At 45.0% G+C, this 15,108-nt stretch carries 16 protein-coding genes; 1 reads left to right on the top strand and 15 read right to left on the bottom strand.

Translation table 11 applies throughout. The features are described from left to right. Nucleotides 1-116: 116 nt before the first annotated feature. From rplI to pilM, 14 genes are all read right to left on the bottom strand, one after another. Nucleotides 117-569: a 50S ribosomal protein L9 gene (gene rplI, locus OQJ86_RS21675; protein ID WP_038865482.1), complete on the bottom strand. Its 453-nt coding sequence runs from the start codon at nucleotides 567-569 to the stop codon at nucleotides 117-119. Nucleotides 570-602: 33 nt separating this feature from the next. Beyond that, nucleotides 603-830 carry a 30S ribosomal protein S18 gene (gene rpsR / locus OQJ86_RS21670; protein ID WP_000090472.1) on the bottom strand — a complete coding sequence of 76 codons (228 nt, stop codon included), beginning with the start codon at nucleotides 828-830 and terminating at the stop codon, nucleotides 603-605. Nucleotides 831-846: 16 nt separating this feature from the next. After that, entirely contained in the window at nucleotides 847-1,149 is a 303-nt protein-coding gene (priB, locus tag OQJ86_RS21665; protein WP_005438449.1) for a primosomal replication protein N, read from the bottom strand. A gap of 8 nt (nucleotides 1,150-1,157) precedes the next feature. Beyond that, complete coding sequence (gene rpsF, locus OQJ86_RS21660; protein WP_010443890.1) at nucleotides 1,158-1,547, bottom strand: 30S ribosomal protein S6; 390 nt, start codon at nucleotides 1,545-1,547, stop codon at nucleotides 1,158-1,160. A gap of 229 nt (nucleotides 1,548-1,776) precedes the next feature. Beyond that, a complete protein-coding gene (gene rpe / locus OQJ86_RS21655; protein ID WP_038865484.1) occupies nucleotides 1,777-2,448 on the bottom strand; it encodes a ribulose-phosphate 3-epimerase in 672 nt (223 codons plus the stop codon). Between the two features lie 100 nt (nucleotides 2,449-2,548). After that, nucleotides 2,549-3,388 carry a Dam family site-specific DNA-(adenine-N6)-methyltransferase gene (locus tag OQJ86_RS21650; RefSeq protein ID WP_042602609.1) on the bottom strand — a complete coding sequence of 280 codons (840 nt, stop codon included), beginning with the start codon at nucleotides 3,386-3,388 and terminating at the stop codon, nucleotides 2,549-2,551. 69 nt (nucleotides 3,389-3,457) lie between these two features. After that, nucleotides 3,458-4,957, bottom strand: coding sequence for an SPOR domain-containing protein (locus OQJ86_RS21645; RefSeq protein ID WP_265990783.1), 1,500 nt, complete (start codon nucleotides 4,955-4,957; stop codon nucleotides 3,458-3,460). A 52-nt stretch (nucleotides 4,958-5,009) separates the two neighbouring features. Beyond that, nucleotides 5,010-6,110, bottom strand: coding sequence for a 3-dehydroquinate synthase (gene aroB, locus OQJ86_RS21640; RefSeq protein WP_265990781.1), 1,101 nt, complete (start codon nucleotides 6,108-6,110; stop codon nucleotides 5,010-5,012). A 31-nt stretch (nucleotides 6,111-6,141) separates the two neighbouring features. Then, entirely contained in the window at nucleotides 6,142-6,660 is a 519-nt protein-coding gene (gene aroK, locus OQJ86_RS21635; protein ID WP_038865492.1) for a shikimate kinase AroK, read from the bottom strand. A 188-nt stretch (nucleotides 6,661-6,848) separates the two neighbouring features. Further along, a complete protein-coding gene (locus OQJ86_RS21630; protein ID WP_265990778.1) occupies nucleotides 6,849-8,600 on the bottom strand; it encodes a type IV pilus secretin PilQ in 1,752 nt (583 codons plus the stop codon). A 34-nt stretch (nucleotides 8,601-8,634) separates the two neighbouring features. Next, nucleotides 8,635-9,150 carry a pilus assembly protein PilP gene (locus tag OQJ86_RS21625; protein ID WP_038865496.1) on the bottom strand — a complete coding sequence of 172 codons (516 nt, stop codon included), beginning with the start codon at nucleotides 9,148-9,150 and terminating at the stop codon, nucleotides 8,635-8,637. Next, nucleotides 9,140-9,733, bottom strand: coding sequence for a type 4a pilus biogenesis protein PilO (locus OQJ86_RS21620; RefSeq protein WP_038865498.1), 594 nt, complete (start codon nucleotides 9,731-9,733; stop codon nucleotides 9,140-9,142). Before OQJ86_RS21620 ends, OQJ86_RS21625 begins: the two co-directional genes overlap by 11 nt. Continuing rightward, a complete protein-coding gene (locus OQJ86_RS21615; protein ID WP_038865500.1) occupies nucleotides 9,726-10,292 on the bottom strand; it encodes a PilN domain-containing protein in 567 nt (188 codons plus the stop codon). Before OQJ86_RS21615 ends, OQJ86_RS21620 begins: the two co-directional genes overlap by 8 nt. Next, the gene (gene pilM, locus OQJ86_RS21610) at nucleotides 10,276-11,292 is read right to left on the bottom strand and encodes a type IV pilus biogenesis protein PilM (RefSeq protein ID WP_038865502.1); all 1,017 of its coding nucleotides are present in this window, start codon (nucleotides 11,290-11,292) and stop codon (nucleotides 10,276-10,278) included. The genes OQJ86_RS21615 and pilM overlap by 17 nt, the downstream gene beginning before the upstream one ends. A gap of 178 nt (nucleotides 11,293-11,470) precedes the next feature. On the opposite strand from pilM, the gene OQJ86_RS21605 reads away from it, so the two are divergent. Next, nucleotides 11,471-14,035 (top strand): penicillin-binding protein 1A, encoded by a 2,565-nt coding sequence (locus OQJ86_RS21605; RefSeq protein ID WP_038865504.1) that lies wholly within the window; start codon nucleotides 11,471-11,473, stop codon nucleotides 14,033-14,035. A gap of 69 nt (nucleotides 14,036-14,104) precedes the next feature. Here OQJ86_RS21605 and oxyR read toward each other — a convergent pair whose 3' ends face one another. After that, nucleotides 14,105-15,013, bottom strand: a complete 909-nt coding sequence (oxyR, locus tag OQJ86_RS21600; RefSeq protein WP_038865506.1) for a DNA-binding transcriptional regulator OxyR — start codon at nucleotides 15,011-15,013, stop codon at nucleotides 14,105-14,107. Nucleotides 15,014-15,108 lie beyond the last annotated feature (95 nt).

Raw genomic sequence — 15,108 nt, 5'->3', positions numbered from 1 at the left:
TTCTCCGTTACAAATCAGCAAAGTATCCAATCTGGAAAAAGAAAAATGCCAGTCAGCTTAACTGACTGGCATTACCTCAAAAGAGGTGCTTTTTAATATTTCGTCTTGGTACTGAATTACTCAGCAGCAACAACTTGTACGTTCGCAGTAGCGAAAACTTCAGAGTGAAGTTGAACGCTGATCTCGAACTCACCAGTGTTACGTAGAGCACCTTCAGGAAGGCGAACTTCGCTCTTAGCAACTTCAACGCCTGCAGCTGTGATAGCGTCAGCGATGTCACGAGTACCGATAGAACCGAACAGTTTACCTTCGTCACCAGCTTTAGAAGCGATAACAACTGCTTCTAGAGCGTTAACTTTCTCAGCACGTGCTTCAGCAGCAGTTAGTTGCTCAGCAACTTTAGCTTCTAGTTCAGCGCGACGAGCTTCGAACATTTCAACGTTGCCTTTAGTTGCCATAACTGCTTTACCTTGAGGGATAAGGAAGTTACGAGCGTAGCCAGACTTAACGTTTACTGTATCGCCAAGACCACCTAGGTTACCGATTTTATCAAGTAGAATAACTTGCATTGTTTAATCCTCTTTCTTAATAAAACGAACCGATTACTGATGCTTGTCAGTGTACGGTAGTAGAGCTAGGTAGCGAGAACGCTTGATAGCGCGAGCTAGTTGACGCTGGTACTTAGCGCTTGTACCAGTGATACGGCTAGGTACGATTTTACCAGCTTCAGTGATGTAGTTTTTAAGAGTTGCTACGTCTTTGTAATCAATCTCTTGTACGCCTTCTGCAGTGAAACGGCAGAATTTACGACGACGGAAGAAACGAGCCATGGGCTATCTCCTGATCTTAAATTTGAGTAATGTTGTCGGCGTGTAACACTAATTTCCCAACGCCATTTCGGCCGGTCTGATAAGCGACAAAACCGCCTACCTTAATGTTACTGCCTTGTACTAAATTCTGAGTTAATGCTTGTGACCCAAGCCCACTAACCACTACCGGCATTCGACAATATACTTGTCGAGGTAGATTAGCTTCGATAACGGTAGAGCGATGCTCTAACCAAAATCGACAGTGTTCAATGCCACCAGGGCTTTTACTACGAATGGGCGGCTTGGCAATGGTGCCACTCAGCTCCATTCGATTGGTCATAAGAAATATTACTCAGCAGCTGCTTCTGGCTTAGCTTCAGCACGCTCTTCGCGACGAGGAGCACGCTCTGCACGCTCTTCTTTCTGCTTAAGCATGATAGATTGCTCAGTGATAGCCGCTTTAGTACGCATGATCATGTTACGTAGAACTGCATCGTTGAAACGGAAAGCAGTTTCTAGCTCATCGATTACAGCTTGGTCAGCTTCAACGTTCATTAGAACGTAGTGAGCTTTGTGAAGCTTGTTGATTGGGTAAGCCAGTTGACGACGGCCCCAGTCTTCTAAACGGTGGATTTTACCGCCAGCTTCAGTGATTGAACCAGTGTAACGCTCGATCATGCCAGCAACTTGCTCGCTTTGATCAGGGTGCACCATGAATACGATTTCGTAATGACGCATTGGTTGCTCCTTACGGATTATTAGCTTCCACGATTGGCTCGGTCGTCCAGAGGAAGCAAGGAACTAAAGAAAATTGACCGAGAATTAAGGAAGACGGATAGTACAGAAAGGAAGCAAAATAGGCAAGTGATTATTTGCGTCACTCAGACGATATTTTCTTCGCTCTAGCCCTAGATACGACAAAGGCTGCCAGCAAAGTGACAGCCTTGGAAGCTTAAGACTTCAATGCTTATTTTGCTTTTGCTAGCTCTTCACGCATTTGGTCGATCACTTGCTTGTAGTCTGGCTGACCGAAAATTGCAGAACCTGCGACAAACATGTCCGCGCCAGCTTCCGCAATTTCACGAATATTATCGACTTTCACACCACCATCAATTTCAAGGCGAATATCACGGCCAGACTCATCAATCATCTTACGTACAGCGCGCAATTTATCCAGCGTATGAGGGATGAATGATTGGCCACCAAAGCCAGGATTTACTGACATTAGAAGAATTAGGTCAACTTTATCCATGATGAATTCAAGGTGTGACAGCGGTGTAGCTGGGTTAAGTACTACACCAGCTTGACAGCCATGTTCTTTGATCAACTGCAATGTACGATCAACGTGCTCTGATGCTTCAACGTGGAAGGTAATCATCGATGCACCCGCCTTCGCGAAGTCTGGAATGATGCGGTCTACGGGTTTCACCATTAGGTGAACATCGATTGGAGCCGTGATGCCATAGTCACGAAGTGCTTTACAGATTGGCGCACCAAAAGTCAGGTTTGGTACGTAGTGGTTATCCATTACATCGAAATGCACCACATCCGCACCCGCTGCGAGTACTTTTTCCACGTCTTCACCGAGACGAGCAAAATCAGCCGATAAAATGGATGGAGCAATAAGAAAATCTTTCATACCTGACCTCAGTAGTGGCGAGCAAACAACAAATAATGTTGCGCGCAATTCTACCGAAGCCAGTGGGGAGATCCACTACTTAGACGTAATAGTGTGAGAATTATGAGGCAGAAGTATCCGAGTTCGGCGCATTAAAAAGAGCCAGTAACTCATCGACTTTGTTTCGGCCGCTGCCATTACGGCTAATAGTACGCTTAACTTTAACAACGCTCAGATCAGCACCATGATACAAGCGACGCGTAAGTGTCGTATCGTGGTTAGAAATCAAAACAGGAATGCCGCGTTCAGTCGCTGCCCTCTCTGCGATGTCCGCCAATGCGGCTTGGTCATCAAGCGTAAAGCCATTTCCAGCGTAAGAGGTAAAGTTTGCCGTGTTCGATAGTGGAGCATAAGGTGGATCGCAGTAAACCACACTGCCCTTACGTGCTCGACTGAATGTCTCAGGATAACCTTCACAAACGAAAGTGGCTTTCTTCGCTTTTTCAGCAAAGAATTCCATTTCAGCTTCTGGAAAGTACGGCTTCTTGTATGAGCCAAAAGGCACGTTGAAGCCACCTTTTTTGTTATAGCGACAAAGGCCATTAAAACCAAAACGGTTCATGTATAAGAAGGCCAGTGATCGATACATCACATCGTCTGTGTTGTTGAACTCAGCACGAATACTTAAATACGCTTCTTTACGATTGTTCTCAGCAACAAACCAGCGTTTCGCTTCTGAGATGTACTCTTCAGGATGCTCTTTCAGTAAGTTGTAGAGATTGATCAGATCAGGGTTGATGTCGGCCAATAGATATTGGTCATAATCAGTATTTAGAAATACTGAACCTGCACCAACAAAAGGTTCAACTAGCTTTCGAGCCGGTGGCAAATGACGTTGGATGTCTTCAACCAGACCGTATTTTCCTCCTGCCCACTTAAGAAAGGCTCGTTGCTTTTTCATCTACTGCTCTATCTATCGACCAAAAATTAAGGCTGCGGAATGTAACATATTTTTCAACGAAGCTCAGGATTATTTCACGCGATCAATTTCACGATGCACCTGACCTAAAGATTTTGCCCAAGGACTCAACGATTTCAGTGATTCTGGCAAACTTTCCACCGCATCGCGTGCAAGTTGGATAGTCGGATAATCTTTATAGGTCACAATGTACCATTCCGTCCCGCTGCGCACGGTTGGGTAGATTCTCACTTGTTGGCTAAGTTGGTGTTCATCCAAAAAAGCTTGCACATCTTCCATTGACGTCATTGCGGCTAGCTGCAAGGTATACGCTCTTGGCGAAATCGCTTTGAGCTCTTTTCGCGCAAAAGAGAATTTTACGATCGGCTTGCTGGAAGGGCTCGGTTCTGTTGATGCAACCTGCTCTTTTTGAACCACATTAATCAATGACGAAGCAGCGCTAGTTTTCGCTTGAGGAACAGACTCTTCAACCACTTGTTTGATGTCATCTGTATTGGCTTCCTCTGGCTTTCCTTCCAACAGCGCATCCACGACGTCAGATTCAATCACAACGCGTTGCTGTTTATCTTCAGAGCCAACACTTGCCACTTCATCCGTTACCGCTGGAGGCAGTGAATCAGAATCGTCCGTTGCCTTAGTTAGATCCGCTTGCTCATTGGTATCATTTTGCGCGGTTGCAGAATCTGCACCACTGACTTTTGATTCTGGGGTCGTTAAGGTTGGAATGGCCGTTTGTTCAATACTACCAGTGATCAGCTGAGCTTTATCGTCAGCACTTGGTTGATTGAACATCCACCAGTACCCACCCGCTGCTAACAGTAATAGAACCAGCACCACCAATGCGATATTTAGTGGTGAGCCAACAATTGAGCGGATAATGATCCTTTTTTCCACTTTCATTTCTCCTAACGCCATGATGTCGCCCGGTACAGGGTCGACTTTTTTAAATGCATCTCGAACGCGTTTTTCGGATTCATCATCAACGTACCGAATCACCAAGGATTCAAAGAAACGACGCGCTTCCACTTCTGAGAGCATTTCTACATCAAGCTCTACTGGTTTGTGCTCTTGTCCGTAACTAATACGTGACAATAATGATTCCAATCGACCAGCTTGAGTGAATAACAAGATGTTTATTTTCCACTTCGGATTCACTTGCGCTGCAAGTACTAACGTCCAAAGCTCCGAAACTAACGTTTCACTGAGAAGATGTGCATCATCGACAACAATAGCGATGTCGCATGCCTCGTTCCCCAAGATTCTTTCAAGACTGTCAATCAAGGTATCTTGTTGGTTAAATAAAGCATCCGAAACGATCTGGCTCAAGATGAGCATTCGACGTTGAACATCATCTTGATTGGCATGACAAAGTAGCAAACATTGATTTTTGTTACTTGCACCAAGCTCAAGATATCGTTGCGCTAACCAAGATTTGCCATATCCCGCATGGCCATTAATCGCGATAAGATTAGAGCCAAAGTTGGTTAACAATCCTAATCGATCCAATAACTCGGTTTGAGAATCCAATTCCAGAACGTGAGCAAAACTCATCTAATAACCTTAATAAACAACAAGAATGACGCCCGAAGACGTCATTACAAGGTTAAATATCGCGACCGAAGTCGATAGCTTGTTTGATCACATCTTGAGGAGTATCGGCAATGACTTCTGCACTACCAATCCCCGTAGGTAAAACTAAACGAAGCTGACCTGAAAGCACTTTTTTATCACGCATCATGTGCGTCATAAAATCATCAAAAGTCATGTTTTCTGGAGTGTGGACTGGCAATTTCGCACGACGCAGAATCGCAATAATGCGATCAAGCTGTTCTTGAGTGATAAGCCCACGAAGATGTGACGTTTTCGCAGCCATCACGGTGCCAGAAGAAACGGCTTCACCATGTAACCAATTGCCGTAACCTAGCTCAGCTTCAATAGCATGACCATAAGTATGACCCAAGTTGAGCAACGCTCGGATACCCGATTCTTTTTCGTCTTGAGCAACGACTTCCGCTTTAATTTCACAACAACGTGCAATCGCGTAAGTCAGTGCTTCTTCTTCAAGGGCATAGAGGCGATCGAGATTCTCTTCTAACCAATCGAAAAACGCACCGTCATAAATGATGCCGTACTTGATCACTTCAGCAATACCAGCTGCGAACTCACGCTCTGGCAGTGTAGATAAGCAATTGGTGTCAATGATGACCGCTTTAGGTTGGTAGAAAGCGCCAATCATGTTTTTGCCCAGCGGATGGTTAACCGCAGTTTTACCACCAACTGAAGAATCAACTTGAGACAACAAGGTGGTCGGGATTTGAATAAAATCCACCCCACGTTGATAACAAGCGGAAGCAAAACCAACTAAATCACCGATCACGCCACCGCCCAGTGCAATAATCATAACGTCACGTGCATAGCTTCCCTCTAGCAGGAAGTTCATGACTTGATTAAATACTTCTAGGCTTTTGTATTGCTCACCATCGGGTAATTCAAGCAAAGAGGCATCACAACCAAGCTGCTTTAGTTGACTAAGAATTTGGTCCGCGTACAGAGGCGCGACCGTGACATTACTGATCACGACAACCTTCTGATTTGCGTTTTTATTTGAGAGAACTTGAGAAAGGTACGCCGGGTCCTCAAATAACCCGGCGCCAATAGAGATTGGGTAGCTACGCTCTGCTAGATTGACCGTAATCCGTTCCATCGGTGTGCTCCAATTTGAAAAAGATAAATGCTTATCTCTCTTCTAGCATTTTTACGATCTGGTTGGCTACCACTTTTGCACTCTGATCGTCAGTACGAACTGTGTAATCCGCTACTTCTTCGTATAGTGGGTTACGTTCGCCTGCCAAAGATTCCAACACTTCACGAGGGTTGTCCGTTTGAAGTAATGGACGCTTCTTGTCACGGTTTGTACGTGCAAGTTGCTTTTCGATAGTTGTTTCTAGGTAAACAACAACACCACGAGCAGAAAGGCGATTGCGGTTTTCTTTGCTCATTACAGAGCCGCCACCAGTCGCTAGCACGATGCCTTGCTCTTGAGTTAAGTCTTCAAGCACCGTTTCTTCACGCTTACGGAAGCCTTCTTCACCTTCTACATCAAAAACCCAAGAGATATCTGCACCGGTACGTTCTTCGATCACTGTATCAGAGTCCACGAACTCCATATGCAGCTGCTGTGCTAGATGTCTACCAATTGTACTTTTGCCGGCACCCATTGGGCCAACAAGAAAAATATTACGTTTCTCAGCCATATTTAGCGGTAATTTACAACGTTAATTCAATAAGATCGCCACAAGAAAACACAGCCAAAGTGCTGTTTCACAAGGCTTGTGGCACCAATTCCTCACAGATAATTCGTGATAAGACCCGAAATTATCCAAGCATGGTGCCACTAATGCAACTTTATTTTTGATCTAATCGTTTTTTTGCTGATTCTGTCTTACTGAATAACGACCTTCGGTGTAACAAAAATCAACAACTCACTTTTGCCTACATTTTCGTAACTTCGGCGGAAAAGTGCTCCTAACAGCGGTAAATCACCTAATAAAGGCACCTTATCGACGGAGTTGGTAATACTATGTTGGAAAATACCACCGAGTACGACAGTCTCTCCGTTATTCACTAACACTTGAGTACCAATACGTTGAGTATCGATCGCTACCGCCTCACCAGTGCCCGTTTTTACCACTTGCCCTGGTCTATCTTGCGTAACACTTAAATCCAGCACCAAACGGTTGTCAGGAGTAATCTGCGGTGTCACCTTCAAACTAAGCACGGCTTTTTTAAAGGTCACAGAAGTTGCACCACTGGATGACGACTCTAAATAAGGGATCTCTGTACCTTGCTCTATATAGGCCGGTTTTTTGTTAGTGGTAATGAGACGTGGACTTGAAATGATTTCAGCTTTTGATTCTTGTTGTAGTGCAGACAGCTCTAAATCCAACAAGGTGTCAGAACCTAGCTTAGCCACTTGAAAGGCAAGGCTGGTTGCATTTGGACTGGTTGCTGCCAAGTTGACGTTAAGGAAGTCATCGATACCGACACTACCACCACCGTCTTCACCTTCGCCGTCACCACCGCCGCCATCGTAAAGGCCGATAGTGGCAAGGTTGTTCTCGATAGAACCACCCACCGTGTGACTACCATTAATAGAAGTAAAGCCCCAACGAACACCCAGCTCGTCCATATTACCTTCATTGATGGTAACGATACGCGCTTCAATTTGAACCTGTTTCACTGGAATATCGAGAGACTCTATGATTTCACGAATCACTTCAATGTTACTAGGAAGCTCTCGAATCAGCAGAGAATTGGTGCGTTCATCAATCGTCATACTGCCGCGGTCCGACAACATACTGATATTACCTTCGCCATTGATCATCTCTGCGATATCAGAGGCTTTCGCAAAGTTCACTTTGATGACCTCCGAAGAAAGATCTCCCATCTCTTGCTCAAGCTTCTGCTTCTCTAACTGCTGCTTCTCACGCAAGTCCAGCTCATCTTTTGGAGCGACCAGAATAACGTTGCCATCCACGCGTTTGTCTAAGCCTTTTACTTGCAGAATGATATCGAGTACTTGCTGCCAAGGTACACCATCAAGACGCAATGTGAGATTGCCTTCTACTGAGTCAGAAACAACTAAGTTGAACTGGTTATAATCCGCGATAAGTTGCAGAACGTTACGCACTGGAATGTCTTGGAAGTTAATCGAAATCAACTTGCCTTCTTTTTCCAGAATACTTTTGTCTGGCACCTTTTCGTTCGGCTTGAGCTTGCCCACTTTAACTTCCAAGTATCGCCCTGTCAGACGGTAATCATGGGTATAGTCTTCATCAATATAAGCCACGAGGCGCGTTGTCGAGGTATCACGAAATATCTCGACACTTTCCACTACGGTAGAGAAGTCTTTTACATCAAGAAGATAAAGCTGATCGTCTTTAACTGACGTATTGAGCAAATCGATACTCAAGCCTTCTTGCACGCGCTTGATGTCCACAATGGCAGCAGGCGAAGCAAGCTCAACCACGATCACCGCGTCTTTATCTTTATTGGTACGGAAATCAATGCTTTTGAAGGCATTAGACTGAACTTCGTTCGCGACTACGAAAGGGGCTAAAAATAAAAACAACCAAAAAGAGAAGAGCCCTATTAGCTTCCTTGGTATACGTGTTAATCCTTGTCTCATTTTCATCATTACTCAATATCAAAAATAAATGCAGCTATGCCTATCTCAACGCCAACTTAACTTTGCGTTTTTGCCAACAACCCAGACCGTCTGGCAGAGTTTCATTAATCAATAAATAGTTGTGGGATACATGGGTGACCTTGCCGTTGTTGCGCCCTAAATATTGGCCCGGTTTTACTTTATAAACAGTGCCATTCGGCGCTTGGACTAGCCCAGATACGCTACTTCCCATTCCCATTACGCCCTTCAAACGCAATTGCCCAAGAGGAAAACGCTCTAACTTGCCAGTTCGCTTCCTTGAAGGTGGTTGCCAACAGTCTTCTCTGGCAACCGGTTGGGTGGCGATGGTCGCCTCCTTCGGCAGCTCAAACGGTGCTCGCATGATTTGGGGGTCGTAATTGACCACCACATATTCTTCGGCAGGCTTGAGCTTGGAGACGTCACGTCGAGCTTGGTTTTCTACATCACGAATAAAACCGGTAAGCGACTCATCATTGGCTTGGCAACCCGTTAGCAACGTGACCATACAAACCATCAGCAAAGAACTATTTCGCATCTTTCTGTTCCTCTGGTTTGAACTGGTATGTATTCGCCTTAACACGGAAGTGCAACGTCTCACTTTCTTGGCTGACACGCTGCCAAGTCACGTCTTTAAATGTGATGATGCGAGGTAATGTCGCTATCGCTTGTGAAAAACGACCAATGTCGTGGAAATCTCCCGTTAACTCGATATTGAGCGGTAACCGATAAAGGAAGTGTTCAGATTGTTTTTTACCCCAGTCAATCCGAGTAAAAGTCAGTTTGTTATCAATACCGAGTTCGTTGACTGAGGCCAACATAGTTGCCAGTTCTTTTTGCGCAGGTAATTGCTGAAGCAACAACTCGTAGCGCGTGGTTAACTCATCAAGTTGAGATTGTAGCTGGGGTAAGGCCGCAACTTTGTTAGCTTTGATGCGCAACGCGACTTTCAAGGTTTGCTCTTCTTGAATCAACGTATTCAAGCGCTCCTCTTCGGGCTTTAAGTAAAACCAATACCCAAAACCTTGGATTAAAAGCACCATTAATAAGATGACCACTAACTGAGGCAGCACTGGCCACTCAGCAATTTCATCCATATCAAGATCTTGCCAATTAACCACGTTGCTCTCCTTCCGCTTCTTTAAACATGAAAGAGACTTTGAACGTTTGGAACTCTTTACCAAAACGCGCTTTACCATGAACGATAGAATGCATCTCTACATCAAGTAACTTCGCAGAGCGTTCCATATTGTCTAACATCGTCGCCAAACGTGGTGTGCTGTCTGAAATACCAGAGATTTCAATCTCAAAATCGTTCATTTTGATTTTGTCGACGTAGACGCCATCCGGAATCACCGACGGCATCAAGTTCATAAACTCAGTGGTTTTGTTACGTCCGTTTTGTAAACCTTCCACCGTTTTCAAACGCTCTAGGATTTTGCCGTGCTCTTGTTCTGCAATCTTCATTGCCTCAATGCGTTTATCCAACTGGGATATATAGTGTGCTAAGTAGTCCAAACGCTGTTGCTGCTGATCTTGTTGATACTGGTAGTATTTACCGATTCCCCACTGCACACCCAGCGCCGCAATAACACCAAGCACAATCAAACCGACAAAACGGCGGCGGTGTTCTTCACGCTGATTTTCACGCCAAGGGAGCAGGTTAATGTGATAGAGCATGATGACCTCCCAGCCACTGGATACCACGAACTGCCAAACCCGCAGCGGTAGTGAAGTGCTGCCAATCTGCGGCGCGGCGCTTGCGCTTAGAAACTTTCATTTCAAATAAGCCCAGTGGGTTAAGCAACTCACATTCGAGCGCCAGTTGACTGGAGAGCTCTTCAGCTAACATTGGGGTGGACGCCCCCTCACCGGAGAGCCAAATACCTTTAATATCTTGAGAACCATTAATAGAGGTATAGAGTTGCATTTGACGTTTCACGCGATCCACAACTTGACGGTTGAATTGTTCTGTCATGACTTGAGCATCATCAGAAAGCGGGTTGTCGTGCAAAAGGCCACTAGCGGCACGAGTGCCACACACAAACTCTTTATGGAATAACTCACCTTGCTCGGTAAACATAGTGAACGAGCTATTTAATACCCCGATGTCCAGTAGGCAGTATTTGCTTTTGTCAGGGTAGCGTTCCGTGGTTAACTTCCAGATATGCCCAAGACTTTGGGAATGCACGTCCACCAGCACGGTTTTTAGGCCAGATTTTTGCAATGCTTCTACGCGGGTTTCCACCACGTCTTTACGTGTTGCGAAAACTTGATAGCTTTCTGTCCCACGCATTTGCTCATCAGATTCCACTAATACAAAATCAAGACTAAGCTCTTCTACAGGGAACGGCGATTGATGAGAAAAAGCCTGTACGACGGCAAACTCTTTTTCACTTTCTTCTAAACTTTGTTCGATTTGCAGTTTTTTGCTGATCACAGCATTGTCAGGAACTGAAATCGCGACTCGATTAGCCCTAAAAGGGAGGTCTTTTTTCATCTCTTTTAGGGTCTTTACAATTTCTTGATGATTTATGGTGTTATTTTCAGCGACAATACCTTCTTTAAGTATTATTTCTTTGTAACCCAGTAAGGCATAACTGTTGCCATTGGGTTTAAGTACCACGGCTTTGAGGCTGTTATGGCCGATATCTATGCCCGTAACTAATAGCTTATCCATCTCTACTCTCGCTCCGAAATTCCTGTGTGCCAGTGTCATTAGCACCCAGAGAATTTTCTTCGTGCAAAGGTTGTTATTAGCATCCAAATAAGAGTTAATATCTCTTATGTGCTAAATTTTTGACCTAAGAGTACAAGGGTTTGCCGTTACACAGCCTCAACCAATCAGGGATTCTCCGGTGAAGTTCATAAAGCGTTTATTATTTTTAACATTGATTTGCATAATTCTTGGAGTCACCACAATTTTTGGCTTCTATCAATACGTGAAGCCTGAATTGCCAGATGTTGCAACACTAAAAAATGTTGAATTACAAACACCTATGCAGGTATTTAGTCAAGACGGGAAACTGATCGCACAGTTTGGCGAGAAGCGTCGAATTCCTGTTACCTACGACGAAATTCCGCAAGATTTAATTCATGCGCTGATCGCGACCGAAGATAGCCGTTTTTACGAACACCCAGGTATTGACCCAATCGGCATTACGCGTGCAGCTGTTGTTGTTGCGTTATCGGGTTCAGCAAAACAAGGTGCGAGTACTATTACTCAGCAGCTAGCGCGTAACTTCTTCTTATCTAACGAGAAGAAGATCATGCGTAAAATTAAAGAAATCTTCATTGCCATTCATATTGAGCAGCTGCTTTCTAAACAAGAAATCATGGAGCTGTATGTCAATAAAATCTTCCTTGGTTACCGCTCTTACGGTTTTGGCGCAGCAGCTCAAGTTTACTTTGGTAAGAGCTTAAATGAACTGACCTTGAGTGAAATCGCAACACTGGCAGGTATGCCAAAAGCGCCATCAACCATGAACCCGCTTTACTCACTAGAGCGCGCAACAAACCGTCGTAACGTGGTTTTGATGCGTATGCTAGATGAGAAATACATCACTCAAGAACAGTACGATGAAGCACGTTCAGAGCCGATTGTTGCTCGCTACCACAGTGCTGAGATTGAACTCTCTGCTCCATACGTTGCAGAGTTAGCACGCTCATGGGCAGTAAAAGAATACGGTGCGGAGCAGGCTTACACGTCAGGCTTAAATATCTACATGACGGTAGATTCAAAACTGCAAGATGCCGCAAATACCGCATCCATCAATAACATCCTTGCGTACGATGAACGTCACGGCTACCGCGGCGCGGAAAAAGTACTGTGGAAAGAAGGCGAAACGGCTTGGGATTCAGAACAAATTGAAAAGCATCTGAAGAAACAACCGACCTATGGCCAGCTCTATCCTGCTATTGTCACTAAAGTCGATGACAAAACCGCGCAAGTTTGGGTGAAAAATAACGAAGAGCAAACCATCGCTTGGACTGGTATGAATTGGGCTCGTAAGTACCTGACTGATCAACGTCAAGGTAGAGCACCGAAATCAGCCAAAGAGATCTTAGCTGTAGGCCAACAAATCTGGGTACGTGAAATCAGTACGACAGATAAAGAAGGCACAACCATCAATAACTGGAAGCTAAGCCAAGTACCAAGCGCAAATACAGCGTTTGTGGCAATGAACCCAGAAAACGGTGCAATACTGTCTCTAGTTGGTGGCTTTAACTTTGTTCATAGCAAGTTTAACCGTGCAACCATGTCTATTCGTCAGGTTGGTTCGAGTATCAAACCATTCATATATTCGGCAGCAATCAATAAGGGCTTAACCCTTGCTTCACTAGTAAACGATGCGCCAATCAACAAGTGGGATGCAGGTTCAGGTTCGGCATGGCGTCCAAAGAACTCACCGCCGACTTACGTTGGCCCAACTCGCCTACGTATCGGTTTAGCGCAGTCGAAAAACGTAATGGCCGTACGTACACTACGTGAAGTTGGCCTAGATGAAACACGTGAATACCTAACTCGCTTTGGGTTTGATATTGACCAAGTGCCTCGTTCAGAAACGATCGCATTGGGTGCTGGTAGCTTAACACCAATGAAAGTCGCGCAAGGCTACTCTGTATTTGCAAATGGTGGCTACTATGTAGAACCGTTTTACATTGACCACGTTGAAAACTCATTTGGTGAAGTACTGTTTAAGGCAAACCCAAAAGTGATTTGTCAGCACGACTGCCCTCAAATGCCAGTACAGCCTGAAGATAAGTTTGCAGCCGAATTTGGTGAGCAAGATGTAACAACGGAAAACATTGCCCCTGATAACGCTCTAGAAAACGACACACCACAATATGCAAAACAAGTTATCTCTGCTCAAAATGCATTCATCATGCGCGAGATGATGTACAGCAATATCTGGGGTGGTGGCAGCTGGCGTGATGGTACAGGTTGGAACGGTACCGGCTGGCGAGCACAGAAACTGGAGCGTCGTGATATCGGTGGTAAAACGGGCACAACCAACGACTCAAAAGACACTTGGTATAACGGTTACGGTCCGGGTATTGTGGCTATTGCATGGGTTGGTTTTGATGATCACTCTCGCACGTTAGGCCGTACCACTGTGAACAGTAACCTAGGGAAAGGCCAAATTTCTGGTGCAGAATCTGGCGCGAAAACGGCAGAACCAGCTTGGATTGATTTCATGCGTGCTGCACTAGACGGAGTGCCTCAACAAGGTAAGAATATTCCAGACGATATCGTTCGAGTTCGTATCGATCGTGATAGTGGCCTACTGACTCATAAAGTTGATGGTTCATCCATGTTCGAATACTTCGAAAAAGGCACAGAACCAACCGAGTATGTCGGCAACAGCCTGGAAGACAGCATCTACTCTGGTGGTAGCGGCGGTGCAGAAGAACTGTTCTAATACCACGCAATACTAACAAAGAAAAAGGGAGCCGATTGGCTCCCTTTTGTTTATATCAGCATCTCAAAGCTAGGCTGCAATTGGTGCTTCTTTCGCTTCAAGAATGTTTTTGATGGTCGCTGCTAAGGTTTCAAAACGCGTACGCAATGGAGAGCCAGGACGGTAAACCAACACAATGCTGCGTGATGGTGTTGGGTTCATTGCTGGCACGTAACACACGCCATCTTTTTTCTTTTCATGCGGCACAGACAACTGTGGCAACAGAGTAATCCCTGCTCCCGCCGCCACCATGTTACGCAGTGTTTCTAGGCTAGTCGCTTTAAAGCGCTCATCATCTTTCGCTCCTGCAGCAAAGCAGAAACCCAGAGCTTGGTCTCGTAAACAATGACCATCACCCAAAGACAACACCGTCTTGCCATTGAGGTCGAGCATATCAATATGATCTAACCCAGCCCATTCGTGATCACAAGGTACCGCAACACTTAAAGGCTCGTTGTACACCTCAATTTCTTTAAAGGGCGCAGTCTCATCAACCGATGCTAAAACAAGACAATCTAACTTGCCATCTTCTAATTGACGGACCAATTGGTGGGTCTGCGCCTCATGTAAAAACAGCTCCAAATCTGGAAACTCTTCTTTAAGGTGAGGAACTATTTTAGGTAGGAGGTAAGGACCAACTGTTGGGATAAAGCCAATGTGCATTGGGCCAGTCATGGCACCACTTTGACCGCTCGCCATATCTTTGAAGGTTTTTACTTCACTCAAAATACGTTTTGCTTGCTCAACCAACTGTAAACCAGAGTCAGTAAACAACACGCGACGACTGCTTCTTTCAAGCAGGGCAGTGCCTAACTCGTCTTCTAGTTTACGAATCTGGCCACTCAATGTTGGCTGACTAACAAAACAAGCTTCCGCTGCTTTTCGAAAATGCTTGTGCTCCGCAAGCGCCACCAAGTACTCAAAATCTCGAATATTCATAACGTACGATTCACTTCTTGTTTGGCGATAGAAATAATCTATCAAAACCATAGCATTAAACGATTAGAGCTATCAAAGTTTTTTTTCAATAATGA

Origin of the sequence: Vibrio sp. Sgm 5 (genome assembly GCF_026241575.1) — a bacterium.
GTDB classification, from domain to species: domain Bacteria; phylum Pseudomonadota; class Gammaproteobacteria; order Enterobacterales; family Vibrionaceae; genus Vibrio; species Vibrio jasicida.
Note: the sequence above shows the minus strand (reverse complement) of the source record. Positions and strands in the feature narration are given on the sequence as shown.